Origin of the sequence: Pleurocapsa sp. FMAR1 (assembly GCF_963665995.1) — a bacterium.
In the GTDB taxonomy this organism is placed as follows: Bacteria; Cyanobacteriota; Cyanobacteriia; order Cyanobacteriales; family Xenococcaceae; genus Waterburya.
Window position 1 is genome coordinate 3,627,350 of record NZ_OY762512.1, and the last position, 26,341, is coordinate 3,653,690.

Genomic DNA, 26,341 nt, shown 5'->3' on the forward strand with positions numbered 1-26,341 from the left:
AGATTGACTGATGTTTTAGGGCGGTTCAATTTGTCTATTACCTTCTCAGAGAAGTAGCTTGTCAACCACAAACGCTACGAGAATAGGCGGTAATAAAGTCCATATTTGTTGTTCAGATTATGGCTCCAAATTAAGACATTTTCCTAGAACCTGTTTACCCATGACATCTCCCTATTAGCGGTAGTGTGGCTATCTGTTTTGCCTCTAATTCCGCCCTGCTGCACGCTTTACCCTGTAGGATTCCGAGCCTACTCAGTAGTGCCAGATAAGGAGTCATCTATCTCTTAGATGGGGGGACTTTAACCTCCATCCAACTATCAGTTCAGGTTACATACAGTTTTCTCCCTGTCATCACCTGGAAGCTTCTATTTCTCTAATTTCTAGAGTTTCGCGGCTTCAACGAATCGCACTTGGTCTACTTGTGCGCTTTGTTGCTGGAAAATGGCGAATCTGCACAGGAGAGAGATCCAGATCCAGATTCTTTGTTGTCGCCAAAGATCATCATGTCTGAAGATCACAGCTATATCACGGTTGAAGATGAATTTGTGAAGGATATCTTCTATGGGGATTGCTCTGATGAAGACGCAAGGAAGTTTAAAACGCAATTGGTACCAGAAGCTTTAGCTCCTTTTAATACGCCAGTACGCACAACCGCAGAAAACTTTGGACGATTGCATCGGGTTTATATTGAGTCTCTTCAAGATCGGGCTATTTCGCTCTCAGCGCAGCGAAAAATGCAGGCTGCACTACCATGCCAGCAGGTGATTACAATGAATACCAGCCACTCGCCGTTCCTTTCTAATCCTGAAGCATTAGTAACTCATTTAATTTCGCTTTAGATAAATCGATATTGATAGCTGCCCTAAAGAACGACACGTATTTATTTTCCAACAATAATAACTAAATTATTATGAATCGAGTTTTTGCCTTTATTATTTCTCTATCGATTTTATTAATTTTTGCCAAACCAATGAATTCAAAGACAGCTACTTTGTCTATGGTTGAAAGACAAGCAACTGCTTGGGAAACACAGGATGTACCAACCCTTATTGGAGATTTTGCTCCCGATGCTATTTTTATAGCTGGAGGCTTCACCTTTAAAGGAGTAGACGCAATTGAGAAGGCAGCCAAAGATTATTTTCAGCAATTTACCGATACTAAAGTAAAAATTAAGCGAACAATCTTTAAAGATCGCCAGGGCGCAGTAGAATGGGACTGGAGCGATCGCAACCAGAAAACAGGAAAGCGATCGGCAGCAGAAGATGCCATCATTTTTGAGCTACGGGATGACGGCAAGATTACTTACTGGCGTGAGTATATTGAAAAGAAAAAGGTATAGTTATTCCAATTCATTTCCACTGATTTATCTATAATAAAACTTTTCAAAGCGTACTGTTGCCTACCTACTAACTACTAACTGCGGGTGTGGAACAAGCTCCCTAAACGGGAGCGTTTCCACCCGCCCTAACTACTAACTACTAACTACCCAATGCTGAATTGAACTATCAATGTTTAGTAACTCAGACTTTACTTTAAAAGTAGTATCAGAATGTTCGGGTTTGGGACGAATTCTCAGCAGAAAGTAACCTTTATTATCTTGAGGTGATAGTAAATATTTAGGTTCGGTGATTATGCACCAACTTAAAGGTAAACTAGAGCGATCGTAAAGAGTAAAATAAATATCAAATTGCTCAATAATTTCAGGCTCGATAGCTATTTGCAAAGCCTGTTGTGAATCTAAATAATTATAGGCAAAGTGTGTATCTGGCGCGCCGACGGGTAAATATTCTCTACGGACAAAAGATTCTGGTAAATAATCGCGCAGCTTAAGAATAGTAAAAATATAGTAGTGCAGACTGGAGTAGAACCAGTTTTTGGCTTTAATTAAATCGTAGTAATAATCATTAATATTGCTAGGAACGCTATAAGAATCTACAAATAAACTATCATCAAGTTTAATAGCGGGGTAATTAATGGCTTCAGAACGATTATAATAACGAACGCCAAGTGAATATTTACCAGAAGGTAATTTTACTGTATGCCAGTCATTATCTTGGTTAATTTTATCGGACTCTATGCTGGTAACTGTTTTATAAGCAGGAAAGCTATATATTACTGCAATCCAAGAACGGGCAGAATTATTAGCAGTTTTGATGTTGATTGCAATTGATTCATTTACAGTAAATGGTCCTAAAGTTCCAATCACCGCATGAGTATTCCAACGCGGTCCTTTAGTCATTAAAACTGGCAGGATCAGTGGCGCATTGATCATTTTTTTAGATAATACGCGCCACTGTGAAGCTTTCTTTTTATTGAGCGTCAGGTAAACAGTAAATAAATTGCCGATGAGCAATTTCATGACTTTGTAAAAGACAAAAGATAACAAAGCCAAGGGAATTTCCCACAGTAAAAATATTTTTTTCATCACAAAATAATTATTTGTTTTGCTTAACTTGCTACTAATGCCCCTTTTTAATGTAAAAAATGACGAGTCCCGCTTAAAACCATGACTATGCCTAACTCATTAGCAGCAGCAATAGATTCTCGATCGCGAATTGAACCTCCTGGCTGGATAATGGCACTAATTCCCGCAGCGGCAGCAGTCCGTACAGAGTCGTCAAAGGGAAAAAAGCCATCACTAGCCATCACTCCTCCTTGAGCTTTATCTCCCGCTTGTTCTAAAGCAATTTGGACTGAACCGACACGATTCATTTGTCCTGCACCAATACCAATAGTAGCGCGATCGCGACTAATTAAAATAGCATTTGACTTGACGTGCTTAACTAGCTTTTGGGCAAAGAGCATTTCCTCTATTTGTTCAGGGGTAGGCTTTTTCTCCGTTACCATTTGCCAATCATTAGGGTTTTCAATTTTGTCATCGCTAGCCTGGACTAAAAATCCTCCAGCGATCGCTTTAATAGTTTCCTTTTGCCCTGTTGCTAAATCTGGCAAGATTAAAATTCTTAGTTTCGACTTAGCTTGCAAGATAGCTTTGGCTTCGCGATCGCAACCAGGAGCCACCACACATTCTAAAAAGGTTTTAGTCAAAGCCTCTGCCGTTGCTGCATCGATAGGCTGGTTTAACGCCACAATTCCCCCAAAAGCCGACACTGAATCAGCATTAAAGGCTTTTTCGTAAGCTTCAGCCAAAGTATTGCCCATGGCTGCACCACAGGGATTGGTGTGTTTTAAAACTGCTGCTGCTGGCTCTGAAGGCTTAAATTCGGTAATAATTCTTCTTGCTGCTTCTAAATCAACTAAATTGTTATAGCTTAGTTCTTTTCCCTGTAATTTGCTTGCTGCTGCCCAGCCTGATGCTGCACTTTGATACCAAGCAGCGGGTTGATGGGGGTTTTCGCCATAACGCAGAGATTGAACCTTGTTTCCCCTAATGCTATAGCTGTCTTCCATATCCTCTGAGCGATTAAGCTTGGCAAAATAATCAGCGATCGCGCGATCGTAACTATTAGTATGGGCAAAAGCCTGACCAGCCATTTGTTGACGAAAAGCTAAGGAGACTTCCCCTTGAGACTGCTGATACTCGGATAGGTATTGGTCGTATTGACTAGGATTACATAAAACAGTCAGGTACTTAAAATTCTTCGCTGCTGCGCGAATCAAAGTTGGACCGCCGATGTCGATCTTTTCGATCGCTTCTGGTATAGTGACATTGGGTTGGGCTATTGTTTGCTCAAATGGATATAGATTCACCACAACTAAATCCAGAGGACGAATATTATTAGCCTCTAAATCTTGTCGATCTTCTGCCAAATCTCTACGGGCTAAAATTCCTCCGTGAATACGAGGATGTAAAGTTTTTACTCTACCCCCCAATATCTCTGGTGAACCTGTGTAGTCACTAACTTTAGTTACGGTGATGCCAGCATCCTGTAGAGCCTTGGCTGTGCCACCACTACTGATAATCTCGAATCCGAATGTTTCTACTAACTGTTGAGCTAACTCAACAAGACCAGTTTTATCCCAAACGCTGAAAAGTGCTAAACGGCTCATAATTGCTCTTACTTTAAAAAACAGGCAATATTTTATCTAACCAGTTCTTTGACTAACTCGCAATATAAAAGCCTAGTTGCTTTAAATAATATTCTAATCAAGGCATCTTTTCCCTTTACAGTTTTTCGCAATTCCTGATAGCGATCGCTTAATTGTCTACCAACGTCAGAGCTAATACGATTGCTACTCGGTGCGACCATACAAACCGCCCAGGCATATAGATGTGAGCGTATCATTGAGCTACCGTGAAACTTTTTCATTGATTTTTTGCCAGAATCAGAAAAGCTGTAGCTCATGCCCAAAAATGCTTGAAACTTTCTCAAAGAGCGATCGCGTTTTTGTAACCTATCATTATCGTTATACTCTCTCTCAATTAATGGTTTGCCTTGAAATAAGAATTTCTCGAACGGATAGATATTAAATAGCAATAATGCTCTAACTGAGATTCCAAAGTTAAAACGGTCAAATACTCGATTGTAAGCATCAAAATTAGAATTAGATATAGCATCTTTGAGTAATTCTAGATAATTAAAGTAACGTAATTCAATATCATAAATTAAGCGAGCATGATTGCGCGTGTAATTGGATATTTTTATATTTAACTCTTGTCCTATTGAAGATGAGTGTATCTTGTCATATCTAGTATTTGCTCTATCTGTAGCCAGCCAATAAATTAACGGGGTATACCCTTTGACTTCACTTATTTTCATGGCAGATGTAGCGATCTCAGGTAGTTCATAGCTCAATCTTTGCCGTAGTTGAGCAATGAGATTAGTTCTTAATTTTTGTAATTGTTCCTTGGCTAAAAATAGTTCTCTCAAGTTAACTACTAATTCATTTTGATAGTAATTAAGATACCTTTTTTGTCCTTGATCATTTATAAATGATGAATCAAAGTAGGTAGCAGCTAGGCTTAAGGCATCTTCAGTGTCACGCTTGTTTTTAAATCCGTATTCACCTCTAGCACAATATAAATCGGTATGGGATACCCAATAAATTGCTATACCGTGATGTTTGGCTAGAGTTACCCAAAACTGAGAATACCAATGTCCACTAGGTTCTAATACGATGCCGTTTGGTTGTAGCGATAGCAGTTTGTCTGCTCCTAAGCGATCGCATAATACCTTATAAAATTGTTTTTGCTTTCGCAATACTTTGTAATGCTGAAGTATGTTGGCGGGAAACTCATCAAGGCAGCACAAAACAGCCGATCCACAACCGACATCTAAACCAATTATTCTCATGTAATATAGAGGAGTGTAAATAAATAAATCGCAAAAGGGGCATCTTACTAAACTCCCAAAAGCCCTATCCTGGCTTATTTTTATCTGTAAGATCGTCTGTCCAATTGCTTCGTGTATTTGGGCTTATTAATATTGAAAGCAGTTGAATTGCTTAATTTACCTTGAAAGCCCAACCAATACACGATACGGGACTATCCCGCGACATCAAATTGCTTTAATGTTTCGATCGCCTGTCCTAGACAATCTCATCAGGCGGGTATTCTATCTCTATTCGCTCGTCATAGTCTGATTCATTAATGACTAACGTACTGTCGGTATTGCCAACTTGAAGATAATAGCGAGTTTCACCTTGGCTGGTGGTCATTACACCACGAACAAATAAGTTGGTGTTCCCTAGGCGATCGCCGATCTTATATCTAGGAGCATAAAATTCTGAGTGATCTTGACCGCTCCAAGTTTGTTTATTCATAGCCGTTTGCACTCTCTTTCTAAATATTCTTCCTGAAACCAAATATCCGACCACAGATAATTAATTCCTAGATGAAACCCGTATTTCCAGCCTGTTGAATCATGATTTTCCATTACTCCTCTAATTGTTGACAAAACGGTTTGACCATTAATATTTAAATAAATGCGATCGCCAATCTTATATTTTGGTTTATTCATCTTCAAATTTCGCCGTCCATCTAATTCGACACCTGGTTCTGTCTAATTCCTCAAGCAAGTCTTGTTTAGTCTCAAACGACGCTACATTAAAATATCCATCAGTAATCACAAATCGCTCAAACGAGTTACCCATACCAATTTGTAAGATATAATACTGCTGCCAGCCCACTTTGTCGTATGGTTCGCCATATTGATCCAATACTGTTTGTGTAACTTGATAACCATAATTGCCAAGCACGTATTCTCTAACTTTTGTCATCTTTCATATTTTGGTTTATTCATAATCTTTAAAGTTGTCTTTTTGATAATCGTTCCATTCACGAGTACTTTGAATTTCTTGTAGAATAAACTTTTCAATTTCTCTTAACAAGCACTCTTTGGAACGGCAACCACTAAAACGGTTAATGTCTTGGATAGCACCCCATATACCTTGCAAATTATCTATATCAAAATAGTCTTCTTGATTATCTCCAAACATAGCGATCGCCTATCTGGTATTTTGACTTATTCATAGCTTGAGTAATGCCCTATCTAGAATAAGCATCACGTTAAGGTTTATTGTTTATTTTTGGTTAACACCGACATGAGCGTATAGTTAGACTCAGATAAAAGTTCTGTCAATACGCTGATTACTCTTTTCGCTCCATAGCGAGAAATTTCGTCTTTCAGTCTTGAACTCAGCAATCGGTCTTCAAAGCGATCGTGCTGCTTCTGGTTTTGATTCATAGTTTTAATTTTCAATGGTTCGGTTAATGATTGCTAGTAATCTTAGGCTTGTGGTCACTAACCACTAGCTGATATGTTTACTACTACCTTGTGGGACTGGATAAACCAGTCCCACAAGGTAGGATTTACACCTACAGGACTCACGCCGATTACGTCGGGCATCATGAGAGACAATTAGAGCATCAAGTGTTCCAAAATTACCGTTCTGAGCCACTTGGTGTTTTTTGTTGTCTTTCTATATGTACTTTAGTGCAAGTCAATATAATTTGTCAAGCACTTAAGTGCATAGAACTTTAGTGCTATCATGAATAAAAATTTAGATTCGAGAGAACCAACGTTGAGAACCTTAAGAGAGTCTGCTGGGCTTACTCAAGAGCAACTAGCAAAAGAGCTAAATTTGGGGATTAGAATTATCAGCGATTGGGAAAATGGAAAAAAAGTACCCAAATTTGATAATGCTGTTTCTCTTGCCTCTGCTCTAAAAGTTTCTCTCAAGACGTTAGCGAGTTCAATGAGAATGAATGTATCGAAAATTCCCAATGACTAAAAATAATGGCAAGCAGTCTTAACCTGCCTGCCATTTTTCCAATCCATTATTAACTAAATCCTAGCAATGACCTGTCATAAAAAAAACGATCAATTTGCGCCATCGCGCGGTTTTGAAGCATCGAGCAACGATATAACCGACCAAATACTAGCCGAAAGTTATGATCCGCATTACCAGCCTTTAGCTCCCAGTTATGAAGAATTAGCCGAATACTCAGACGACCTGGAACACTGGGGGAATCAAATAACCTATGAATGGGCAACTGAAGAAATACTTTCTTCCCGCATGGGTTGGGTACGGGCTGGATTAGTAGCCGATCGCGTCCGACGCTACCGACTTTATCAAGGCAAATTCTCAGACTGGAGAACTTATTGTAAAGAAGTTTTAGGTAAGCAAAATTGGCAGGTAAATAAAATGATTGATGCAGCTAAGGCTTTGATGGAATTAACCGAACACGGTTTTAAGATTTTGCCTAACTGTACATCCCAGATGGAAAAATTAATCTCCTGCTGCAAAAAAGGACAAATGCTCTTAACTGAAGCTTGGCAAGAAGTGATAGATTATCTACCTGCTGCTCATCTGATTACTGCTACCCGCATCTGTGAAATTCTTGGTTTTCCGATTGAGTCAGGTTATAACTTGCCTAAAGGTTATCTGAAAAAAATCAGACATCTAGCAGAACGCGACGGCGTGAGCATAGGAGAAAAGCTTGATGAGCTAATCTATCTCGACACCGAACCAGAAGAAGAAGAATCCTATGAAGAGACAGAAGCCGAACAGTTTACTAAAGAGCAACTCTGGCATCAAGATATGCGGAAGCTGGTTGAACAACATGACCGCGAAATCTGGTTACTGAGCGTCATTGCCAAGTTGGTTAAACCGATAAAGAAGACGTTTAGTCAATATAGCTATCTTAAACAACTGAAGTATCAAACTTGATTACCATGTATTACTAGCGGTCATATTCTGGCTGCGTCTTGGTGCGCGTTCCCTTGCGTCTTACGCCGACGCGGGGTCGCACCGCTAGTAATTTGGAGCAAGAAAATGTCTAAGCAATTGTCACTCTTCAATGCTGATATCGAAACACAATCAGTTTCGATATCAGAAATTGATAGCGACGACCAAACCGTTGCCAAACAAGAAGCCATACAAAGATATTTAGATTCAAAGGAGAAAGATTATCAATGCTGTGTGACTAAATATAGTTCTGGTAGTAGCTCAAGAGAATACTATCGTTTGTCCTACCGCATCTCAAAACGACGGATGAAACATATACATATCTGTGGAGGGAGCATTATTTCTGAACTAGCAACCTACCGAGCTAAGAAACTCGAGGCAATGATCGATCACGGTGCAGAATTAGAAGAGGTAATCGCAGCAGTTAGGACTTTTAACAGTGGTCAAAAATAAAAATTAAACTGTAAGGGTCGCGATCGCGCGTTTACATTCTGATGGATCGTCATCAAGATAAAGCCTGACTGTAGCGATATTCATGCCCATGGTTTCGGCAATGGTAACAATGCTGATGCCTGACTTTCTAAGCTGATTGATTACCCAACGCCTAGAACTGTGTGTCGAGTATCCAGATAAACCAAAATCAGCAAAAATAGACCGCCAATATTTATCCACGGCACTTGTTGTAATGTGACCAGAAACAGAACCAGATTTTAAGCGAGTAGGGAAAAGATAGCCCGCTTGTGGTGGCGTATATCTTTCCAGGTGATATCTAAGATCTGGGTGAACTGCTACTTGACGAGTAGCAGCCTCACCGTGTTTTGTGGATTTCCTCGTGGAACTGGCAAAGGTTATTGCATCAAGTACTCTACCGTTTTTGTAGCAGTCATTTACTTTTAATTGGGTAATTGCCCCCACGCGTTCACCAGTAAACAGCGAGATCTCAAAAATCAGTCTTTGTTGGGGTGAAATTAAGCGCGATCGCATTTTTTTGATGACGTTGCTATCCCAGATTGCAGCTTTACCTTTTCTAGCGTTCTTCATGAATTATTTAACTCCCTATTTTGTATTCATATATCTACAAAAGTGGGAGTAAGTATCAAATAAAAATAAATATAATTGGCTACATCCTAATATTTACGGCTGTTTAGCGCATCCGTATAACTCTCTATTCTAGGTAGAATAGGGAGTTCTTTTTATTAGTAAGAACTGGGAAAAATATAAATACAATTACAATTTTTAAGTCATGACTCAAATTAATATTGCCACTGATATCCCCTCACAAATTAATACCCTGGAGCGTCTGGCTATGTGGTCATGTATGGCATTGAGAAGAGTTAACCCAACTCTAGCCGTGACTGAGATTGCCAATCAAACGGCTGAGAAAGTAGCCCAAACAGCTTTGGTACAGGCTGACGATGGCAAAATCAGATTTATCGGTAGGCTAAGCATTGAAGTTGCTGCTGACTACGCAGAAGACAATCAATACAAGCTTTGGACAAAAGCACTTGAATTCGGTAATACTCAACTGCCCGCAGCATACAAAACAAACTAATGCCTATTTTTACTAAATTTGTCAAAACTCCTGGGGGTCAAGTCAGGTTCGAGGCAACCACTAGACCCCCAGGGATGATCGAAGGCTTTAGAAATCCCGTCCCTCCTCCTCCTCCTGGAGGTGGGGGAAAAATTCTAAGTAAGCTGATTAAATACGGTGGGAAATTCTTATCAATCCCCCTGTATGTAATTTTTGACTTCTTTGGTAATCTTGCTCCATTAGAATCTGGCGACATTCCCGATTGGGTAAAAGACCCTGGGGAAAAGCAAAATTTTACAATAGGCAGAACTAGACAGTTTTCAGGCACGCCTGGGGTTCACTACGATATCAAATATCGTTATCGGGAAGGAGCAAATCAGCCTTGGAAGGAAGCTATTATTGTTCTTCCCTATTACACAGTTGCGCCGTTCGCATTAATAGATTGGACTTTTAGAGGAGGAAACGTTGACGAAATATATACAGGTAGCATTAAGTTGGAGGCCTGGTCATACGGAACGGGCTATCAAGGCTCATGGTCTTTAGGCGTAAATTGTGGTGATGGTAGTGGAGGCTTGTATAGAAACTCGTTTGAAGCGCGAGGTACTAATTACGGTAGTCCTCCTGCAACATATGAGGTAATTGAATTAATACCTGGGGATAGTACCGCTTCAGTTCCTCCTGTAACTGAAGTTGACGTTACAGATTCAACCGAATCAAGTAACGATCTGTCGAGGGCTTCTAGTGACGTAACAGGTGCAGAAGAATGGAGTTTTTCGCAATTTGTAAAATTATCGGGTATAGGACAAAGCAATCAGAAGCCTCAAATTAATTCTATTCCCCAGCCAAAGATAACAGATAAGCCTGGGATAGTTCCCACACCCACCCCGCAGCCAATACCAGAGCCTGAGCCAAAGCCAGAGGTAAAGCCAGAGTTCGACAGCGACACAAAAGAGATAATTAAGCAAAAACCAGAGTTCGATAGTGACACTAAAAAAACAGTTGAGCAACAAGAAGGCAGATATCCAAATCTTGAACCTGGGAAGGAATATATCAAGCGGATTACGACAAGAGATAGTGAGGGAAGAACTATTAAGATTACGGAAAGTCCCGCAGAGGTTTTAAATCCTAAGCCTCAACCTATTCCTGACCCAAAACCAGCAAAAATTACTACTAAAAAGCCAGTAGCAGAAAAGCCTAAAGTTACTTTTCTCAAACCTCCTTCTAAAATCAATCTAGAAAAAACTCCTACTCCTACTCCTACTCCACAGCCTGAACCAGTTAAACAACCGACTCAAACCAAGGTAGATAAATGCGCTGATGCCTGTATCCCAACAGTGAACTTTAATTTACCCGACAATTCGGAATTAGCGGAATGTCTGGCAAGAATAAAGCAACAGTTAGATGAAATTGAAGATGCGGTTAACGTCAAGCTAGAGGGAGAAATTAAACTGGGAAGCTGTGAAACTCCTGATAATTCAAATACTTCTAATGACGAGTCTACTAAATCAAAATATGTTGCAGACGCAGCTAAAACAATTAAATATTCAGACAAGGGATTGACAGCAATTAACTCAGGTTTACTAGCAATAGCTGATAAGTTGACCTCTCTGCATGAAGCACTTTGTGAACCATGTGATGCAATAGCAACTATTCCTGAAGGTTGGCAGCTAAAAAAAGAGCAGTTAACACCCCAACTAGCAATTATTTTTAGACCTGAAGATAGTCAAGTAAGGTCAGGGAACTATCCGCTATACATTCCACACTACAATGGCAATCCTAAGCCTAAAATCACAGGCTACAAAAAAGGTGATTATTGGGCTAGATGGATCTTATCTGATAACAGTCAAATACACGTTAACGCATCATCTAAGGCTGAATCTTTAAGAGTCATTCGGATGTTAGAAAAATAATATGTAATTAACAAATATCGTACTAATCCTATTCCCTGGTTAGTTACAGGCGAGACAACCCCAGGTACTTTTAAACAGATAAAAGTAGCTCCTATTAGGTGCGATTATTATCCATCTGGTAAGGCTAATAACATTCCCACATGGCGTTATTACTTTAAAAAAGATTAGCTATGGATATATCTCTTTGGATGTGCGAAGACTAGTGTTCGCACACGGCTTACTGTTGATTATCTATTTTTTTGATGCCATGTTGGAAATGACAAATTTATTCCTAACTAATTTTTTAAAAACATGGCTGCACCCATTGATTTAAGCGGATCTGCATCATTAGAACAACAGGCATACTCTGTAGCCTTAGAATTACAGCGACTAGAGTTAGCGGTTGCCCCTGAAAGTAGACCAGATCAGATACAAGTTGCTTTTGATACTGAAGGGTCTACAGTGGGCATTGCTATGTCGCTAAATACAACTTTGACAGTAACTAACGGTAATGCCGTAATAGCTGTAATCCCTTATTTGTAAAGCGATTAATAGGTAACGTTCAACAGTTATCAAAATGATTCTAAAAATTTATTAACATGAGAATTTAGTTATGGCAACAGCACCCGTTAGAGGTATAAGAGTGCCTATAAAGCTCCCATTTAAAGGAGCAACCGACGGTACAGATCAGTTTGTAGCAATGAAAGAACCAGTAGCCAAGGCTCTTAAATTCGATGTTGCAACAATATCAGACCTTAACTATCAGGTTAAGGTTACCAAGAAAAAAAATAAAAAAAGCAATTTACCAATACTTAAAAATGAAAAGGTTGATGTAACTCGCCGTCGCCGTCCTGGATATAGACAGAGATCCGTAAGAATAATATTTCAAACAGGCGGAGGATCTGGGATAGGTTTAAACAAAAATCCTACGGTTGGAGCAAAGATCAAAGTTGGTTCTAACTCCTATAAATCCCTTCAATTTCCTATAACTAACTCTATTCCAATTGAAAAAGTTTTGGAATACTTTGAGAAAGGAAACGGAAAAGATCTTAAGGCTCTGAAAGTAGTTGAAGTTAATACGGGTCAAAGCTATCCTCTCTTGAAACCAAAAAGTGCAATATCATTGAAAAAATGATGAGTAATGCCTGGCGTTTGCGAACAACGCTTTACAAAAAGGCAGTTACTAGTAATGACGAGCGGATTTTTATTCCTGCTTTTGATACAGGAAAAACCTATAGCTCTGAACTTATTGCTATAGGTATTTCTGTAATTAATTCCTATGATAATTGGCGTTATGGTGGCTATGTTTGCCAAGAATTAAATTTATCTTGCTTTGGATACCTTAATAATAATAAAGCCTTTTATCGTAGCGGTAATTTGTTAATTAATAATGTTTCAATCCTTAAGCTTAATTTGTTGTCAGGCAATAGCTACAAATTAAGATACTTTCCCCCTACCTATTTTGCTGACGTGAGAATTCAAGTCTGGGAATATCAAGGCGAAAAATTTGATTTGCTAGACGAACAGCTAAAAAGAATTGAGAGCAAAATAGAGCAACTATATTAATGGCTTTACAGGTAACTGATAACGACTGGATTTTAAAGGTAGATCGACAAATTGACTTCAACTTAAACGGTCAATTATTGGGCAGTTTTACAGGCAAGTTTGTGGCTACTTCAGTTACTTCTGATGTGGCTGGTGATATTTGGAATAAGGGGGGAGTTTTACGCCAAGGGATAAATACACTAGCTGGTTTAGCTTTGGGTGAACCTAAAGAACTTTTGCTTAGAGATTTAAATTTACTAACCTTTGAACCTTTATCAGGTCTTAGCTACGAGCTATTTTACTTCTCACTCAATCGACTAGAAAAAACCAATATAAAAATCTGGGAATATCAAGGAATGCCACTATACACTCAAGACGTATCAAGTCCTGTAGCTACTACAGCTACGACAACAACTCCTGCACTAACTAGTGCTACTGCTGCTACTTCAATATTGGCAGCAAATATCAACCGCAAAAGCTTTTCAATCAAAAACAAGGGCAATAAACCCGTATATATAGGCTTCTCGTCTAGCTTTACTGGAAGCAATGCCTACCTAACTCTTAACGCTGGAGCTATTTATTTATCTGACGTTAGCTACACGGGGGAAATCTGGGGTTTGCTCGTCAAGCAAAATGAGAATACGGATTTAATAGTAACGGACTTTGTGTAATGCTTCTACCTTCAGGCAAAGTTGTCTACGTCTCAACTCCTATATACGCTAATTCTCATTTTTCCTGGGGAGAAGTTACCTGTAACTGTACTCGTCACATTGAGAATCTAATTTTAAATAAAAAGCTAGTTATTAGCGCGATCGCTATCGAGAAAAACATTGTCAAAACAGCGATCGCCCTCGATGAAATTCGGGCTAACCTGTCAAATCGCCCAATCAAGGTAAATAGCTGGTATCGTCCTGCATTAGTTAATCGCGCTGTCGGCGGTAAAGAAGATAGCAGACATCAGTTTGGCGATGCGGTAGATATTTGCAGCGATTATTATCTGCCAAGCAAAATTTACACTTTTTTAAGCATGACGCATAATGGCGGGTTGGGACTATATCCGTCCTTTCTTCACGTTGACTGGCGGGGGTATAAAGCAAGATGGTGAGGACTAACAACAACAATTCCCCGACAGGTATATTCTGGAACTTTGCAGAAGCCGCACTTTTGACCATTTCTCTAGGCACATCTTTATCAATTATTAGGGCAAATCAATTTGAGATTGAAGCTGCCCAATACAAGCTAAAGACAACTAATGCCCTCGTCAAGGTACAGAAAGCTTCAAATAAGCTTGCAGAGAATGCTGAGAAGCTACCAATTACCAAAGCCAAACGTCAAGAAATCAAAAAATTAACGGACGAATCTTCAGCAATAATTGATGAAGCTAAAGATGAAATAAGCCAGAAGGTAGATCGCTTAGTTGAATGAGCGATCGCGCTTTTTACAAATTAATGTCTGTGGGGTTTTACCTTATGATATTTTCAGAAACTAAATATTTAATAATATTTAATTTTTTATTGATTGGGAAGCGCGATCGCATTTCAAGGCTTGATATATAATTGTCACACTAGCTTGAAGTATTTTTTCTGTATCGTTATTACATTGACTATATTTAAGTTTAAATAATTAGTAATCAATCTTTAATCGATGCTTTGTATAAAAGACTTTATCAATTGAACAAACTCTAAAGTCTGTTCAAAATGAACATTATGACCACTGTTTTTGACAATTTCTAATTTAGAAAAGCGACATAAGAGGTCAATTTGTTGATTAATAGCTATAAACTTTTGGTCAAGCTCACCCACTACAAGCAGCATCGGTACGTGGGCTTCTGGTAAATGATTCCAAAGAGACGGTTGCTGACCCAAACCCCCATGAAGTAGAGACTTAGCCAGTTTGAGAGGATTATTATCCAATCTTTTGGCGATCGCCTGTTGATAATTCGGATGCAAAGTAAAAGAAGTAAATAAAGAATTGCTATACCATTGCTGTAAAAATAAAGCAAAGTCTTGATATTTAAGTTTTTCTATTAATTTAGAATCTTGTTTAATGCGCAATTCTCGCTCTGCTTGTGTTCGCAATCCTGGAGAAGCAGATTCTAAAATAACTCCTTTAAAATAATGAGAAAAATGAATAGCTAAATATAAGGCAATTCTGCCTCCCATTGAATAGCCTACTAAAAAACAAGACTTTATTTTTAGAGTTTTTATGAGTTGAATTAATGCTCGGCAAATATTAGGTATTTGATAGTTATCATCTTGCCTAACTTTAGTTTTACCATGACCAGGTAAATCAACTACAAGACAGCAAAATTGTGGACAAATTAAATCAATTAATTCTAAAAAGTCATTACTATTTCCCATAAAACCATGAAAAAATAAAATAATTGGCTTTTGACGATCACCAATCAAAGAATAGTTGAACTGATAATCCTGCTCGTATTTACTGTTAATGATGCAATTTTATTTTTATACTCTAGTAAACTTTATGCAGCTATTTAAACATATTATAAATGTCTATCAGAACAAAACTCACTCAACATTGCAAATTAATATTTCATTTACTGATTAATTTAAAGTCTTTAGATTATAATTTATCTGAATATCATCAATAACAAGTCAAAAATTATGGGTAGAAAAGCTAAACTAAAAAAAATGCGGAAACAGAAAACTACCGCCAAGTCTAATCAAGAATACAATCAAACTCAGTTTGTTCAGCAGTTTGCCAAAATGGGTTATCAATTAAGAATCGATCCTAAGTCACAACCAGAAACCAATAGAGGAAATATATCTCCAGAAATTCCTCAAGCAAAAATTGAACCCAAACTATAGCCAATATTATCTAAAGCTAAAGTAAAATATTATTAAGAGCTTTACGACTCAATTCCCAACTAGATATAGGCAAGACAATTGGCCAGAAAAAAGGTGTAATTAATAAAAAAGCCCAGGATGTCAAATCATTTTTTGGAGTACTTTGGTCATAGAAGAAAAGCATTAACCAATAAACAAAAACCATAAGTGTAATTGTCCAGTACCAAGCAAAGATATTATCTGACATTCTTCAATAAAGCTCAAGTAACTACTTTATACTTATTGTTATTGATAAGAATCAAAGCTGTAAGCCGTAAGAATACTTAAATAAAATTAAGAATAATCAAGGAGTTAAGTGATTTTGGCACACGAGTTGTATACCTTGAAAAACTAAATTGCGATCAACTATTATCTGTTGAGCAACTTGAGGAGATTGCAGATGCAAATATCGCCAGAGTAACTCAGCATCTCCTCCAGTAAAAATTACTTGATGATTGGAAAATTGTCGCTGCCAATCAGCAATATAGCTAAAAATACCAGAGATGGTTGTATAAATAATCCCACTGGCGATCGCTTCATCGGTATTTAATGCCCAACGTTGAGGTAAGGTATGAGGAAGTTCTATCTCTGGTAATGCGGTTTTTTGCTTGAGGCTGGTAAGCTGCGATCGCAATCCAGGCGAGATTGCGCCTCCTACAAGTCTTTTTTGTCGATCCACTCCTGTAAAGGTTAAGGCTGTGCCTCCATCTATTACCAAACAGGCTTGACTATAAGTTTCTACTGCACCCCAAGCTGCTAAAGCGCGATCGATTCCCATGGTGGGATAAATATTTTCTAATTCAATATCTTCTAGAGTTATTATTTTTAAATCAGCATAATTTTGCCAAAGTTTTGTTTGTTCTGGGACAACTGAAGCTAAATAAACTGGTATTTGCGTAAGCTGTTTTTCAAGTAGTTGGTTAGCTAAAAACTGCTGAGGTAACTGATTGGGTTTGATTGCGACTGATAAATGTTGGGTATCCCAGGTTTCAATCAAAGTATACTGCTCAAACCATGCCCAATGGAGTCTGGAGTTGCCAATTGCTAACCCTAACCAATTATCAAAGCTTGTATTATTACTCACTTATAGCGGTTCTCAGACTCATGAGGTACAGAATTTATTGACTTTAGGGATTAGGAATCGGGGATTAGGGATTAGGGATTGCTTTCCCTTGCCCAGGAGTTTCGTTTTCACTCACCAGTCACCAGTTCGGTGACAGAACCAAAGTGTACCTCGTTAATACGAGAAACGCTATATTTTCAAAACTAGCCGTAGATTTACTGAGAATTAATTTTCTGCCATTTTTGGATCCAGGTAATTAACTTTGCATCGCTGATTTTCTGATTATTTCTAGTTTGCAATAATTGGCTCAAGTCTGCTGCTGATTCTTGTTTCTGTTGTTGACAAGCAGCAATTAAAGTCTTGTCGTCAACTAGAGATTTTCCCAAACCGAGAGATGTTTGTAGTTTTCTTTGTTCATCTTTAGCAATAGTATCTATAATAAAATCTGTACTGTTAGCTTTTTCTAATACTCCTGCTAGAGCATCAATATAAGCTGTACTATTATCTATGACTGCGGTTTTAGAGACAATAGGTACACCAAAGCGACGAAAAGCAGCAGCACTAGCGACACTACCAATAACTATCATTTGTATAAACAATAAATATAAAGGAGTTTTGGCAAGATAGCTTAGAACGTCTTCTCTTTGCTCTTTAACAATGGTTTCTTGGTCTTTATAGCCGTGAATATATTCGTCTACCCAGATAGCTTGATTTTGGCTAACTAACTCTGCTAGGAATTCATAATTATCAGGGGAATCTTGATAGGCATTAGCTGCTAAATAGGGAGTGGTGCTGTAGATAACTTTGCCTTGACCGAGTTTTTCTGACCAAACAATAGTGCCATAGCGATCGCTGAGTAAGCTGGGATTTTGGCTAGGAAATATGTAACGGCGAGTAGTTTCAATTTTGATTTGACTGCTTGATAAAGGTCGATTTCGATAGGGTATAAAGCTTTGAAAAGGTGCTGCGGTGGCTGGTAGATTAACTCCCAGAATTACCAGAGTATTGCCTTTTTCTACCCAGCTAGACTCATCTTTAGATAAGTCTAGGGTGCTAGACAAAAAATCAGCTTTACTGTGGATTTTAATATAGGTAACTCCCTGATGATTATCTTTAACAAATTGGGCAAAAGGCTTTTGCCAACGTTTGATTGGTATTTCCTTTTTCGACATATATTCATACCATGCACCATAACCATCAGGAGCGCGTCCATAGCTTGAGCCACTGTTGTTTTTACTGCCGTCACCGTTAGGTGCAGCAATTAAAGTTAGAATAAGAATTACAGCGATCGCAATTATTGCAAACAGCCATTGACGTTGACGAAGGTTTGGCATTATGATCCCTTGGGATTAACTTCAATTTGCTTATATGCCTGCTGACATTGCTCAAACAAAGAGCGATCTGCTTGCGCCCTACCAAAACATAATCTTTGATGACTAGACAGCAATAGCTCGTAGGCTTGGAGGCTAGATAGATCCTGCTTTGAAAGCGATCGCCGATATTCTTCATCGGTAAGACTAGATCTCGCTGCAATAATTCCCCGCTCATCTAGTAGCTGCAACATCGCCTGATATAAACAAAAAATTGCTTGACGATAGTTACCTTCAATTCTGGCTGCTTGCGATCGCTCTAACCAGTCTGCTTGAGAAAATTTTGGTGTATTGGTAGGTTTATCGATGATTGAAGAGTGGTTATTTTTTCTTTGCCAGCGTTTCCAGTAAGGACGCAAGCCAAGCCATAGTTGCCATGTCAGCCAAACTAATAAAATAGCCAGAAGCGACCAGATACAGAATTTGACAATTTGCCAGAGTAGCTTAGATTTGAGCCATCCTAGCTCCCAGGAGTCTGTATTTAATTGAGAGGTTTTATATTCGATCCATTCACCAATTCTGCGTTTAATTAAATCTATGCGCCAGCCTAAACCGTCTTGTTTGAATGACCCTGCGGACATAACAGTCTTGCATTAAACATTGAACACTAATCATTAAACATTGATATTTCCAAATTGGGTAGTAGTTAGGGCAGACAAAATCTTGGTAAAATACTAATCGAGTATTAATTGGATGTAACTATAACTATATCTATGCTTGGAATCACAGTTGCCTCTGCTAGATCGAGCTAGACTCAAAGCCTAAATTAATTATTGTTTTCTAGGCTCGATATATATGCGTTTTTTTAATCAAATTAATTTACAAACTCCAGAAAGCGTCGAACTTGAATTTACTTTAGCAGGGATTGGCAATCGCGCATTTGCTTTAATCATAGACTACATAATTATCAGCTTGACTGCTTTACTAACTTGGGGAGTTAGCTATTTCTTTGCTTATCAAATCGATCCAGGGTTTATTTTTGGTTCAAATCCAGACCTACTTGCACAGTGGATTATAGCAATTCAATCTCTCGTTGCTTTTGCCATTTATGCTGGCTATTTTGTAATTTTAGAAACCCTCTGGCAGGGACAAACTCCAGGCAAAAAATGGACAAAAATTAGAGTTATTCGCGATAACGGTAAGCCAGAAAGGTTGCCTCAAGCTATTTTACGAGCATTACTTAGACCAGTAGATGATATCTTGTTCATCGGCGTATTTTTTATATTCTTTTCTCAAAAAGAGAAACGTATCGGTGATTTAGTTGCAGGGACACTTGTAGTTCAAGATGAACAGGCATCTAAATCTGCTAATTTTGATATTTCCCCAGAAGCTCAAGATTTAGCGGTTCAACTAAAAATTGAGTCTGAGATAACTAATTTACTGCCAGAAGATTTTGCCACCATTCGCGATTTTCTCCAGCGTCGTCAAAATATTATGTTGGAATATCAGCATCAATTAAGCCGTAAATTAGCCGAACAGGTTAAAGAAATTATTTTGTTAGAAAAAGTTCCCGAAAACTATAGTAACAGCCAATTTTTAGAGGCGATCTATCTAGCTTATCAACAAAACAATGATTATTAATCAGTGCTAATTTATTGGTGACAAGTTAAGGCTGTGTATTGTTTGTCAACTGATTTTAGCTATCAGCCATCAGCTATTAGTTTTAATACAAACACACTACTTTTTAAGTTTAAAATAAGCTTCCATTACCTGTCTTACCAAAGGTGCAGCTACCGAACCACCGCCACCACCAGAATGTTCAGCAAAAGCCACCACCACAATTTCTGGTTTATCAAAAGGGGCATAAGCTCCAAACCAAGTATGAGCTTCTCCTGGAGGTGCTTCTGCCGTACCGCTTTTTCCTGCCCCTGGGGGAATATCAGGAGAATTTAATTTTGTCCCTGTTCCTCCGTTGACTACGGCTCTAAGTCCTTGTTGAATAGTAGATAAGGTAGTGGGCTTGAGGTTTAGGTTTACTCTTTGAGCTTGTTTGGTTTGATTATCTGTTTCTCGTAAATGAGGCTTTACTCGATATCCATTATTCGCGATCGCACTAAACATAACGGCTATTTGTAAAGGCGTGGCGGTGGTAAACCCTTGACCGATCGACATATTAACCGTATCCCCTACAGTCCAGCCCCAATTGTCAAAATTACGGCGTTTCCAAGCATCGTCGGCAATCAGTCCTGCTGTTTCTCCTTGTAATTCGATGCCTGTTAATTTCCCTAAACCATAAGCTCTTGCCCATTTGATTAACTCTTCGCCGCCAACTCCCTGTCCAATTTGACCATGAAAAGTATTACTACTCCAAGCCAAGGCAGATACATATCCTAATGGTCCAAAACCGCTTTTATTCCATTCTCCAAATCTTGTCCCCCCGACAGATAAATAGGGATATGTACCCAAAATAGTGTTAGGAGGATACTTTCCCGATTCCATTCCTGCTGTATCGGTAACTATTTTAAATGTAGAAGCGGGAGGAAAAGCCCGTAAAGCCATATTGAGGAAAGGATTACCCTGCGCCTGTAATTCCTTCCAGGTTTCTGTCGTCACAGAAGTAGAAAAAATATTGGGATCGAAGCTAGGATAACTCGCCATCGCCAACACCGCGCCATTATTAGGATCTAAAGCAACAATTGCGCCTTTTCTTGTTCCTAAAGCAGCTTCGGCAGCTTTTTGCACATCAGCATCAATGGTTAATTTAATATCTTTGCCTAATTTGGCGGGATTTTCACCCAAATATCGAATAATGCGTCCTCCACCATCAACTTCGAGCTTTAATCCACCCCATTTGCCTCTAAGTTCAGATTCATAGCCAGACTCTACGCCCATTTTGCCGATTACGTCCCCAAGACGATAACCTTTTGATTTTTTTTGCTCTAATTGCTCTTGGTCTAATTCCCCTGTATAGCCGAGAATATGAGCAGCAAAGTTTCCTTGGGGGTAGTATCTTACTTTGCCAATATCTATTTCCACCCACTGAAACTGAGAATGATATTCTTCTAGTGCCGTAATTTGCGCTGGAGTTAGATGACGAGCAATGGGAATTAAGCTCGGATAGTTATATCCTGCTTCTTCTACTCTTTTTTGTAAATCTTGGGCATCAATATTTAAGATTGCAGCAATAATATCGCGGTTTTTTACCCAGTTTTTTTGTTTGTATGCCTTGGGCCACAAGTAAGCAGAATAAGATGAACGATTGGTGGCTAAAACTTTTCCCTGACGATCTAGAATGCTGCCTCTAACTGGTGGTTTGGGAACAATACGAGTTCGGTTTTGATCGGCTTTTAATTGGTTTAAGTCTCCCCGTTGTATTTGTAAATAACTCAAACGCCAGCCAATTCCTCCAAAAAGAATCAAACTAATTACCATGGCAAGAGGAATTGTTTGCAACTGTCTGCCTACACTACGATTAATTGGCTCTTGAGACTTGGTTTGTAACATATATAAGTTATTTATTATCAGTCCTAAACTTTTAGAGACGTTTAATATTTCACGATCGAGATAAGTTTAGTTGGGCAAAGATACATTTAAGCAGCGAACTATATCTTTTAGTTTTCCCAATCTAGATAATAATTACATCATCAAGGAATTTGTTTCTTCAATCCGCTAATTTTATTTTTGTTTGGGTATTTTAGAAAAGTTTTCAAACCAACCTCGCCGCCAAAAGAAATAAATCAAAGAAGCTGCGATCGCTATCATGACTAGCCAACAAAAAGGATATCCCCAATACCAGTCTAACTCTGGCATATTCCAAGGAGACTTGTCGGGATTAAAGTTCATGCCATAGATACCAACGATAAAAGTCAGAGGAATAAAAATACTGGAAATTACCGTTAATAGTTTCATAACTTCATTCATTTTATTGTTAATAGCAGACAGATAAATATCGGTTAAACTAGAGGCTAATTCACGGTATGTTTCAATAATGTCAATAATTTGTACAGCGTGGTCATAACAGTCTCTCAAAAAGATTAAAATCTCTGGATCTACAAAGCTACTACCGTCTCTGATCAATTTATTTAAGGCATTTCTTTGAGGCCAAATTGCTCTACGTAAAGCTAATAGTTCTCTTTTTATTTGATAAACTTTAGCCAAACTTTGGTTAGTAGGATTAAAAAGAACTTCGTCTTCTAGGTCTTCTATCTTTTCGCCATAAATTTCTAAAACGGGGAAAAAACCATCTATAATTGCATCCCAAAGAGCATAAGCTAGATAATCTGCTCCCATGGTGGTAATGTTTCCTTTTTTAAATTTAATTCGCCTTCTCACTGGTCGAAAACAGTCTTTTTCTGGTTTTTCTTGTACGGTCAATACATAGTTCTTGCCGACTACCAAACTCACTTGTTCTAACCAAAACCCCTCTCCTGAAGTTTTGGGGATAACCATTTGAGTAATAATTACTAACTGTTGCGGATAATCTTCAACCTTTGGTCTTTGGGGAACATTAACCACGTCTTCTAATACCAAAGGATGTAAGCCAAATACTTTGCCTAGTCTTTGCAAAATGTTTTCGCTACCCAAACCCTTAACATCAAGCCATGATACTGATTCTGTATCGAGATGTTCGGCACAGGCTTCAGGGGTTAGGTTGTTAATTCTTTTGACGCGATCGCGATTGTAGTCAATTAAAATTATCTCAGGTAAGTCTGCATCATCTTCAATATTGAGCGTACCTGGCATACTGCCTGGCTGCTCATAAGCATAATCAAATAAATCTTCTTCCTCTTCTGTGGCTGTCTTTGAATTCTGGTTTACTTGATTTACGTAACTCATGAGAAGGTAGATGTCCACTTAAAGATATCGATCGACGATCGTCGATTACTCCGCTCTAAACGGGCGGAGTAATCTCTGATTTTATTATTACCTAAAAAAAATACCAGCGATCGCGATCGCTGGCTAAGTAAAATGTTGTTGTTATTTAAGCCTGGAAAAATCTTTTGTTGCGCGTTCCCGAAAAAGCAACTTTCAATCTTTGACTTAACTAAGAATTGTAACAGAAGATACGCTATTTTTGTAAAAAAATAATAACCGTATTGTCTGTTACACCAATTTTACGCTAGCAGGTTATGAAATGATGTGATTTAGATCTCTCAACTAAAGTTTATGTTCTTTGAGAAAGATATTTTTTGGCTACTTGAGGTTTACCCCAAATAACTGTTTCTTGTTTATAAATTACCATTCCAGGCTTTGCACCTTTGGGTTTGTAAACATATTTAGGCTTGGTATACGTCACTGGGACTTGTTCACTTTCGCGAGCTTGACTGTAATAGGCTGTCAGATCGGCAGTAAACTGAAGATCTGCCTCACTGGGAACTGTACCTGGATTTAAACGCAGCAATACATGACTACCAGGTATTTCTTGGGTATGAAACCAGAGGTCATATTCTACGGCAGTACGGAAAGTTAAAATATCGTTTTGACGATTATTGCGTCCAATCCAAATTTCACATCCAGATGGAGCAGTATAGCGATAGGGTTGGGTATCTCGGTCTACTTTTCTGTCATCTGCCTGACGTTCGACAGCAAAATAATTTTGTTGAACTAGCTCTTCTTTAATTTCTTCTAGAGCGTGGAGATTTTCCGAGCTACCAATTACTTTTTCTCCCTGTAGCTGATTTAAGGCTGTTTGCACCTGAGATAAATAATTAATTTCACTATCTACTTCTGCCAGCAAAGGGACAACTGCCCCTTTGGCTCTTTTTAGCTTCTGGCTATTTTTATAGAGAGCCTGAGCATTCTGCACCGCGTTTTTTTCAGGATTAAGCTTGATTTTAACTGGCTTGCCTGTTTCAAAATCATTCAAAGTTATTGACTTCATGCCTGGCTGCCATTCATGAAGATGTGCCATTAACAAATCTGCTGAGGAGCGATCGCTATCCGCATCGGCAGACTGTTGTAAACGTTGACGGAATTTATTGGCTTTGACGTTTAGCTTTTTGAGCAGATTAGTTAATTTCTGATTTAGCTGATGGTGCAGTTGCTTAAACTGCTGTTGATTAACCTCGTCGGTGTAGTAGTGATGAAGTAAAGTTTGCACTCGCTCTGCTGATTCAATTTTATTCCAGCCCAAGACTGTATAACCATTGGCTAACCAGCCAGGATCGAACTGACGATTATTTAAAACCATCAGCCACTTTTGCCAGTAGCTAAATAACTCCTGCCAATGTTCAGCTTCTAAAGTATCTGTATTCTGCTGGGGTGATAAACCTGCTGCAATAATAATTTCTTCTGCTACTCTAGGGCTTAAACCACGATATGACTTAAGTAACTGACGTTGCAGATTACCAGGAATTAGGCTTACTCTTTCTTGCCAGCGTGCAGAAGATTCTTCTAGCTTAGGAGTTGTACCAGTCAGGGGTGGGGGCATCTCGTAACCTTGACCAGTTTGGATCGGACGCACACTAGATTGAGCAGCACTAATTTGACGGGCAGGGGTAATAATTTGTTGGTCGGCATCGGTAAGAATGACGTTACTATATTTGCCCATAATCTCTACGTATAAATGCCAAAGAGGGGCTTCTCCTGGACGGTTGGCGAACTGGAGATCCAAGACTCTTTCCCAAGCTGCGATCGCCTTAATATCAATTAAAGCTAAACCATTAAGCTGATGGCGAAGCTGATCGCTAAAGGTAAAAGTGTCCTTAACCCTGGGTGGGGGATCGCCAATATTGATTCTGGCTGCTTCAGGATGCCAGCAAATAGTCAGCCAAGGCTTGGCTTTGAGGGTGCGTAAAGCTAAAGAGATGGTAAAGCGATCGCGTTGATATATCTGCTCAATACGAGCAGGAATCCAGTCTCGATTAAGTTCATTGCAGCTTGCCATCAAGGTCGTGTAGTCAACTGGTTGCATAATAGTAAATATAATAAAAGTTCAAATAAATAATTAAATTACTGTAATTCTGGCTACAAAGCGTTTAGATTGGTGCTAAAAGCTAAAATTTCCGAAAATAACCTCGTCTATATGCCATTTTGCTTGTAAATCAAAGTTTTTAACTATAATATTAAAATTATATTTTCTAAACTTGGCGATAAATCACTCTAAAAGTCGCAATTCACAAATAATTATGGATATTCAATTAATTAATATTGGTTTTGGTAATATAGTTTCCGCTAATCGTATTATTGCTATTGTTAGCCCAGAATCCGCACCTATCAAAAGGATTATTACCGAAGCAAGAGAGAAAAGCTTATTAATAGATGCAACTTATGGTCGCCGTACTCGCGCTGTCATTATTACAGATTCATCTCATGTAGTATTGTCCGCAATACAGCCTGAGACTGTGGCTCATCGATTTGTAGTTAATAAAGAATAGAATCCTAACTAGATTAGATTATCATCAATGTCAGTAGAACAGCTAGGTAAACTCATCGTCATCACAGGACCAAGTGGTGTAGGAAAGGGTACGATTGTCAGTCTACTATTGCAACGCTATCCTCAACTACGGGTGTCTGTTTCTGCTACTACTAGACAACCTCGTTCAGGAGAAACCGAAGGCATAAATTATTATTTTCTGAGTCAAAAAGACTTTGAAACGGCAATTCTTAATCATGAACTTTTAGAATGGGCAGAATACGCGGGAAATTATTATGGCACGCCCAAAGCTCAGGTATTAGAACAAATCGAGCAGGGAAACTACGTCATTTTAGAAATAGAGTTAAGAGGAGCTAGAGCGATCGCCAATATGTTTCCTGCCGCTTGCCGTATTTTTATTATGCCTCCTTCTATTGAGGAACTAGAACAGAGAATTAGAAGCAGAGGCAAAAACTCAGAAGAGTCAATCGTCCAACGGTTAAAGATTGCTAGAGAAGAAATGGCAGCCAAAGATGAATTTGAAGTTCAAATTGTCAATGATGATTTAGAAAAGGCGATCTCTAAGTTAGAAAAGGCTATTTTTTCTGAGAATACTGAGTAAGCTGGCGTTGGTGAATCAGGGTATGATTTT

General features: G+C 38.6%; 34 protein-coding genes. 17 read left to right on the top strand and 17 right to left on the bottom strand.

Annotated elements, in window-relative coordinates; genetic code table 11:
- Nucleotides 1–428 precede the first annotated feature (428 nt).
- Complete coding sequence (locus SLP02_RS17655; protein ID WP_319422051.1) at nt 429–839, top strand: hypothetical protein; 411 nt, start codon at nt 429–431, stop codon at nt 837–839.
- 131 nt (nt 840–970) lie between these two features.
- Complete coding sequence (locus SLP02_RS17660) at nt 971–1,339, top strand: nuclear transport factor 2 family protein (protein WP_319422052.1); 369 nt, start codon at nt 971–973, stop codon at nt 1,337–1,339.
- Nucleotides 1,340–1,471: 132 nt separating this feature from the next.
- On the opposite strand, the gene SLP02_RS17665 is transcribed toward SLP02_RS17660, so the two are convergent.
- From SLP02_RS17665 to SLP02_RS17700, 8 genes are all read right to left on the bottom strand, one after another.
- A complete protein-coding gene (locus SLP02_RS17665; RefSeq protein WP_319422053.1) occupies nt 1,472–2,425 on the bottom strand; it encodes a DUF6208 family protein in 954 nt (317 codons plus the stop codon).
- Between the two features lie 47 nt (nt 2,426–2,472).
- Complete coding sequence (purH, locus tag SLP02_RS17670; RefSeq protein ID WP_319422054.1) at nt 2,473–4,011, bottom strand: bifunctional phosphoribosylaminoimidazolecarboxamide formyltransferase/IMP cyclohydrolase; 1,539 nt, start codon at nt 4,009–4,011, stop codon at nt 2,473–2,475.
- 32 nt (nt 4,012–4,043) lie between these two features.
- The gene (locus SLP02_RS17675; RefSeq protein ID WP_319422055.1) at nt 4,044–5,255 is read right to left on the bottom strand and encodes an IS110 family transposase; all 1,212 of its coding nucleotides are present in this window, start codon (nt 5,253–5,255) and stop codon (nt 4,044–4,046) included.
- Nucleotides 5,256–5,490: 235 nt separating this feature from the next.
- Nucleotides 5,491–5,724 carry a hypothetical protein gene (locus SLP02_RS17680; RefSeq protein WP_319422056.1) on the bottom strand — a complete coding sequence of 78 codons (234 nt, stop codon included), beginning with the start codon at nt 5,722–5,724 and terminating at the stop codon, nt 5,491–5,493.
- Nucleotides 5,721–5,921, bottom strand: a complete 201-nt coding sequence (locus SLP02_RS17685; RefSeq protein WP_319422057.1) for a hypothetical protein — start codon at nt 5,919–5,921, stop codon at nt 5,721–5,723. Before SLP02_RS17685 ends, SLP02_RS17680 begins: the two co-directional genes overlap by 4 nt.
- On the bottom strand, nt 5,914–6,180 hold the full coding sequence (locus SLP02_RS17690; protein WP_319422058.1) for a hypothetical protein: 267 nt from the start codon (nt 6,178–6,180) through the stop codon (nt 5,914–5,916). Before SLP02_RS17690 ends, SLP02_RS17685 begins: the two co-directional genes overlap by 8 nt.
- A 15-nt stretch (nt 6,181–6,195) precedes the next feature.
- Complete coding sequence (locus SLP02_RS17695) at nt 6,196–6,399, bottom strand: hypothetical protein (RefSeq protein WP_319422059.1); 204 nt, start codon at nt 6,397–6,399, stop codon at nt 6,196–6,198.
- A 77-nt stretch (nt 6,400–6,476) separates the two neighbouring features.
- On the bottom strand, nt 6,477–6,647 hold the full coding sequence (locus SLP02_RS17700; RefSeq protein ID WP_319422060.1) for a hypothetical protein: 171 nt from the start codon (nt 6,645–6,647) through the stop codon (nt 6,477–6,479).
- A 304-nt stretch (nt 6,648–6,951) separates the two neighbouring features.
- Here SLP02_RS17700 and SLP02_RS17705 point away from each other — a divergent pair, with 304 nt between their 5' ends.
- From SLP02_RS17705 to SLP02_RS17715, 3 genes are all read left to right on the top strand, one after another.
- Complete coding sequence (locus SLP02_RS17705; protein WP_319422061.1) at nt 6,952–7,194, top strand: helix-turn-helix domain-containing protein; 243 nt, start codon at nt 6,952–6,954, stop codon at nt 7,192–7,194.
- Nucleotides 7,195–7,260: 66 nt separating this feature from the next.
- A complete protein-coding gene (locus tag SLP02_RS17710; RefSeq protein WP_319422062.1) occupies nt 7,261–8,133 on the top strand; it encodes a hypothetical protein in 873 nt (290 codons plus the stop codon).
- Nucleotides 8,134–8,238: 105 nt separating this feature from the next.
- A complete protein-coding gene (locus tag SLP02_RS17715; RefSeq protein ID WP_319422063.1) occupies nt 8,239–8,604 on the top strand; it encodes a hypothetical protein in 366 nt (121 codons plus the stop codon).
- Between the two features lie 3 nt (nt 8,605–8,607).
- Here the strand turns inward: SLP02_RS17715 and SLP02_RS17720 are convergent, their stop codons facing one another.
- Nucleotides 8,608–9,192: a tyrosine-type recombinase/integrase gene (locus SLP02_RS17720; RefSeq protein ID WP_319422064.1), complete on the bottom strand. Its 585-nt coding sequence runs from the start codon at nt 9,190–9,192 to the stop codon at nt 8,608–8,610.
- Between the two features lie 202 nt (nt 9,193–9,394).
- Here SLP02_RS17720 and SLP02_RS17725 point away from each other — a divergent pair, with 202 nt between their 5' ends.
- The 8 genes from SLP02_RS17725 to SLP02_RS17760 all read left to right on the top strand — a co-directional run bounded on the left by SLP02_RS17725 (nt 9,395) and on the right by SLP02_RS17760 (nt 14,541).
- On the top strand, nt 9,395–9,703 hold the full coding sequence (locus tag SLP02_RS17725) for a hypothetical protein (RefSeq protein WP_319422065.1): 309 nt from the start codon (nt 9,395–9,397) through the stop codon (nt 9,701–9,703).
- A complete protein-coding gene (locus SLP02_RS17730) occupies nt 9,703–11,592 on the top strand; it encodes a hypothetical protein (RefSeq protein ID WP_319422066.1) in 1,890 nt (629 codons plus the stop codon). Before SLP02_RS17725 ends, SLP02_RS17730 begins: the two co-directional genes overlap by 1 nt.
- Before the next feature lie 291 nt (nt 11,593–11,883).
- Entirely contained in the window at nt 11,884–12,114 is a 231-nt protein-coding gene (locus SLP02_RS17735) for a hypothetical protein (protein ID WP_319422067.1), read from the top strand.
- A gap of 70 nt (nt 12,115–12,184) precedes the next feature.
- The gene (locus SLP02_RS17740) at nt 12,185–12,706 is read left to right on the top strand and encodes a hypothetical protein (protein ID WP_319422068.1); all 522 of its coding nucleotides are present in this window, start codon (nt 12,185–12,187) and stop codon (nt 12,704–12,706) included.
- Nucleotides 12,703–13,137 carry a hypothetical protein gene (locus SLP02_RS17745; RefSeq protein WP_319422069.1) on the top strand — a complete coding sequence of 145 codons (435 nt, stop codon included), beginning with the start codon at nt 12,703–12,705 and terminating at the stop codon, nt 13,135–13,137. The genes SLP02_RS17740 and SLP02_RS17745 overlap by 4 nt, the downstream gene beginning before the upstream one ends.
- Entirely contained in the window at nt 13,137–13,787 is a 651-nt protein-coding gene (locus SLP02_RS17750; protein ID WP_319422070.1) for a hypothetical protein, read from the top strand. The genes SLP02_RS17745 and SLP02_RS17750 overlap by 1 nt, the downstream gene beginning before the upstream one ends.
- Complete coding sequence (locus tag SLP02_RS17755) at nt 13,787–14,221, top strand: D-Ala-D-Ala carboxypeptidase family metallohydrolase (RefSeq protein ID WP_319422071.1); 435 nt, start codon at nt 13,787–13,789, stop codon at nt 14,219–14,221. Before SLP02_RS17750 ends, SLP02_RS17755 begins: the two co-directional genes overlap by 1 nt.
- The gene (locus SLP02_RS17760; protein ID WP_319422072.1) at nt 14,215–14,541 is read left to right on the top strand and encodes a hypothetical protein; all 327 of its coding nucleotides are present in this window, start codon (nt 14,215–14,217) and stop codon (nt 14,539–14,541) included. Before SLP02_RS17755 ends, SLP02_RS17760 begins: the two co-directional genes overlap by 7 nt.
- A 212-nt stretch (nt 14,542–14,753) precedes the next feature.
- On the opposite strand, the gene menH is transcribed toward SLP02_RS17760, so the two are convergent.
- On the bottom strand, nt 14,754–15,524 hold the full coding sequence (gene menH, locus SLP02_RS17765) for a 2-succinyl-6-hydroxy-2,4-cyclohexadiene-1-carboxylate synthase (protein WP_319422073.1): 771 nt from the start codon (nt 15,522–15,524) through the stop codon (nt 14,754–14,756).
- A 243-nt stretch (nt 15,525–15,767) separates the two neighbouring features.
- Between menH and SLP02_RS17770 the strand changes: the two genes are divergently transcribed.
- Nucleotides 15,768–15,944 (top strand): hypothetical protein, encoded by a 177-nt coding sequence (locus tag SLP02_RS17770; protein WP_319422074.1) that lies wholly within the window; start codon nt 15,768–15,770, stop codon nt 15,942–15,944.
- A 16-nt stretch (nt 15,945–15,960) separates the two neighbouring features.
- On the opposite strand, the gene SLP02_RS17775 is transcribed toward SLP02_RS17770, so the two are convergent.
- The 4 genes from SLP02_RS17775 to SLP02_RS17790 all read right to left on the bottom strand — a co-directional run bounded on the left by SLP02_RS17775 (nt 15,961) and on the right by SLP02_RS17790 (nt 18,976).
- Nucleotides 15,961–16,170, bottom strand: coding sequence for a hypothetical protein (locus SLP02_RS17775; RefSeq protein ID WP_319422075.1), 210 nt, complete (start codon nt 16,168–16,170; stop codon nt 15,961–15,963).
- Between the two features lie 96 nt (nt 16,171–16,266).
- On the bottom strand, nt 16,267–17,046 hold the full coding sequence (locus SLP02_RS17780; protein WP_319422076.1) for a pantothenate kinase: 780 nt from the start codon (nt 17,044–17,046) through the stop codon (nt 16,267–16,269).
- A 194-nt stretch (nt 17,047–17,240) separates the two neighbouring features.
- Nucleotides 17,241–18,359 carry a DUF4350 domain-containing protein gene (locus tag SLP02_RS17785; RefSeq protein WP_319422077.1) on the bottom strand — a complete coding sequence of 373 codons (1,119 nt, stop codon included), beginning with the start codon at nt 18,357–18,359 and terminating at the stop codon, nt 17,241–17,243.
- Nucleotides 18,359–18,976, bottom strand: coding sequence for a DUF4129 domain-containing protein (locus SLP02_RS17790; protein ID WP_319422078.1), 618 nt, complete (start codon nt 18,974–18,976; stop codon nt 18,359–18,361). The genes SLP02_RS17785 and SLP02_RS17790 overlap by 1 nt, the downstream gene beginning before the upstream one ends.
- Before the next feature lie 214 nt (nt 18,977–19,190).
- Between SLP02_RS17790 and SLP02_RS17795 the strand changes: the two genes are divergently transcribed.
- A complete protein-coding gene (locus tag SLP02_RS17795) occupies nt 19,191–19,976 on the top strand; it encodes an RDD family protein (protein WP_319422079.1) in 786 nt (261 codons plus the stop codon).
- A gap of 96 nt (nt 19,977–20,072) precedes the next feature.
- Here the strand turns inward: SLP02_RS17795 and mrdA are convergent, their stop codons facing one another.
- The 3 genes from mrdA to SLP02_RS17810 all read right to left on the bottom strand — a co-directional run bounded on the left by mrdA (nt 20,073) and on the right by SLP02_RS17810 (nt 25,248).
- Nucleotides 20,073–21,839, bottom strand: coding sequence for a penicillin-binding protein 2 (mrdA, locus tag SLP02_RS17800; protein ID WP_319422080.1), 1,767 nt, complete (start codon nt 21,837–21,839; stop codon nt 20,073–20,075).
- 171 nt (nt 21,840–22,010) lie between these two features.
- Nucleotides 22,011–23,171: a magnesium/cobalt transporter CorA gene (gene corA / locus SLP02_RS17805; protein WP_319422081.1), complete on the bottom strand. Its 1,161-nt coding sequence runs from the start codon at nt 23,169–23,171 to the stop codon at nt 22,011–22,013.
- A 328-nt stretch (nt 23,172–23,499) separates the two neighbouring features.
- Nucleotides 23,500–25,248, bottom strand: coding sequence for an Rqc2 family fibronectin-binding protein (locus tag SLP02_RS17810; protein WP_319422082.1), 1,749 nt, complete (start codon nt 25,246–25,248; stop codon nt 23,500–23,502).
- 214 nt (nt 25,249–25,462) lie between these two features.
- On the opposite strand from SLP02_RS17810, the gene remA reads away from it, so the two are divergent.
- On the top strand, nt 25,463–25,711 hold the full coding sequence (gene remA / locus SLP02_RS17815) for an extracellular matrix/biofilm regulator RemA (RefSeq protein WP_319422083.1): 249 nt from the start codon (nt 25,463–25,465) through the stop codon (nt 25,709–25,711).
- 27 nt (nt 25,712–25,738) lie between these two features.
- Nucleotides 25,739–26,311, top strand: a complete 573-nt coding sequence (gene gmk / locus SLP02_RS17820) for a guanylate kinase (RefSeq protein ID WP_319422084.1) — start codon at nt 25,739–25,741, stop codon at nt 26,309–26,311.
- The last annotated feature ends 30 nt before the right edge of the window (nt 26,312–26,341 follow it).

What these genes read in the sequence shown, in the direction of transcription:
- SLP02_RS17755 (WP_319422071.1), top strand. Translation starts at nt 13,787, where the DNA reads ATGCTTCTACCTTCAGGCAAAGTTGTCTACGTCTCAACTCCTATATAC.
- SLP02_RS17735 (WP_319422067.1), top strand. Translation starts at nt 11,884, where the DNA reads ATGGCTGCACCCATTGATTTAAGCGGATCTGCATCATTAGAACAACAG.
- SLP02_RS17785 (WP_319422077.1), bottom strand. Translation starts at nt 18,359, where the DNA reads ATGCCAAACCTTCGTCAACGTCAATGGCTGTTTGCAATAATTGCGATC.
- SLP02_RS17810 (WP_319422082.1), bottom strand. Translation starts at nt 25,248, where the DNA reads ATGCAACCAGTTGACTACACGACCTTGATGGCAAGCTGCAATGAACTT.
- SLP02_RS17795 (WP_319422079.1), top strand. Translation starts at nt 19,191, where the DNA reads ATGCGTTTTTTTAATCAAATTAATTTACAAACTCCAGAAAGCGTCGAA.
- SLP02_RS17710 (WP_319422062.1), top strand. Translation starts at nt 7,261, where the DNA reads ATGACCTGTCATAAAAAAAACGATCAATTTGCGCCATCGCGCGGTTTT.
- SLP02_RS17760 (WP_319422072.1), top strand. Translation starts at nt 14,215, where the DNA reads ATGGTGAGGACTAACAACAACAATTCCCCGACAGGTATATTCTGGAAC.
- SLP02_RS17745 (WP_319422069.1), top strand. Translation starts at nt 12,703, where the DNA reads ATGATGAGTAATGCCTGGCGTTTGCGAACAACGCTTTACAAAAAGGCA.
- SLP02_RS17750 (WP_319422070.1), top strand. Translation starts at nt 13,137, where the DNA reads ATGGCTTTACAGGTAACTGATAACGACTGGATTTTAAAGGTAGATCGA.
- SLP02_RS17690 (WP_319422058.1), bottom strand. Translation starts at nt 6,180, where the DNA reads ATGACAAAAGTTAGAGAATACGTGCTTGGCAATTATGGTTATCAAGTT.
- SLP02_RS17790 (WP_319422078.1), bottom strand. Translation starts at nt 18,976, where the DNA reads ATGTCCGCAGGGTCATTCAAACAAGACGGTTTAGGCTGGCGCATAGAT.
- SLP02_RS17730 (WP_319422066.1), top strand. Translation starts at nt 9,703, where the DNA reads ATGCCTATTTTTACTAAATTTGTCAAAACTCCTGGGGGTCAAGTCAGG.
- corA (WP_319422081.1), bottom strand. Translation starts at nt 23,171, where the DNA reads ATGAGTTACGTAAATCAAGTAAACCAGAATTCAAAGACAGCCACAGAA.
- purH (WP_319422054.1), bottom strand. Translation starts at nt 4,011, where the DNA reads ATGAGCCGTTTAGCACTTTTCAGCGTTTGGGATAAAACTGGTCTTGTT.
- SLP02_RS17775 (WP_319422075.1), bottom strand. Translation starts at nt 16,170, where the DNA reads ATGTCAGATAATATCTTTGCTTGGTACTGGACAATTACACTTATGGTT.
- SLP02_RS17680 (WP_319422056.1), bottom strand. Translation starts at nt 5,724, where the DNA reads ATGAATAAACAAACTTGGAGCGGTCAAGATCACTCAGAATTTTATGCT.
- SLP02_RS17695 (WP_319422059.1), bottom strand. Translation starts at nt 6,399, where the DNA reads ATGTTTGGAGATAATCAAGAAGACTATTTTGATATAGATAATTTGCAA.
- SLP02_RS17665 (WP_319422053.1), bottom strand. Translation starts at nt 2,425, where the DNA reads ATGAAAAAAATATTTTTACTGTGGGAAATTCCCTTGGCTTTGTTATCT.
- SLP02_RS17725 (WP_319422065.1), top strand. Translation starts at nt 9,395, where the DNA reads ATGACTCAAATTAATATTGCCACTGATATCCCCTCACAAATTAATACC.
- SLP02_RS17700 (WP_319422060.1), bottom strand. Translation starts at nt 6,647, where the DNA reads ATGAATCAAAACCAGAAGCAGCACGATCGCTTTGAAGACCGATTGCTG.
- SLP02_RS17740 (WP_319422068.1), top strand. Translation starts at nt 12,185, where the DNA reads ATGGCAACAGCACCCGTTAGAGGTATAAGAGTGCCTATAAAGCTCCCA.
- mrdA (WP_319422080.1), bottom strand. Translation starts at nt 21,839, where the DNA reads ATGTTACAAACCAAGTCTCAAGAGCCAATTAATCGTAGTGTAGGCAGA.
- SLP02_RS17675 (WP_319422055.1), bottom strand. Translation starts at nt 5,255, where the DNA reads ATGAGAATAATTGGTTTAGATGTCGGTTGTGGATCGGCTGTTTTGTGC.
- gmk (WP_319422084.1), top strand. Translation starts at nt 25,739, where the DNA reads ATGTCAGTAGAACAGCTAGGTAAACTCATCGTCATCACAGGACCAAGT.
- SLP02_RS17705 (WP_319422061.1), top strand. Translation starts at nt 6,952, where the DNA reads ATGAATAAAAATTTAGATTCGAGAGAACCAACGTTGAGAACCTTAAGA.
- SLP02_RS17660 (WP_319422052.1), top strand. Translation starts at nt 971, where the DNA reads ATGAATTCAAAGACAGCTACTTTGTCTATGGTTGAAAGACAAGCAACT.
- SLP02_RS17720 (WP_319422064.1), bottom strand. Translation starts at nt 9,192, where the DNA reads ATGAAGAACGCTAGAAAAGGTAAAGCTGCAATCTGGGATAGCAACGTC.
- remA (WP_319422083.1), top strand. Translation starts at nt 25,463, where the DNA reads ATGGATATTCAATTAATTAATATTGGTTTTGGTAATATAGTTTCCGCT.
- SLP02_RS17685 (WP_319422057.1), bottom strand. Translation starts at nt 5,921, where the DNA reads ATGAATAAACCAAAATATAAGATTGGCGATCGCATTTATTTAAATATT.
- SLP02_RS17715 (WP_319422063.1), top strand. Translation starts at nt 8,239, where the DNA reads ATGTCTAAGCAATTGTCACTCTTCAATGCTGATATCGAAACACAATCA.
- SLP02_RS17770 (WP_319422074.1), top strand. Translation starts at nt 15,768, where the DNA reads ATGCGGAAACAGAAAACTACCGCCAAGTCTAATCAAGAATACAATCAA.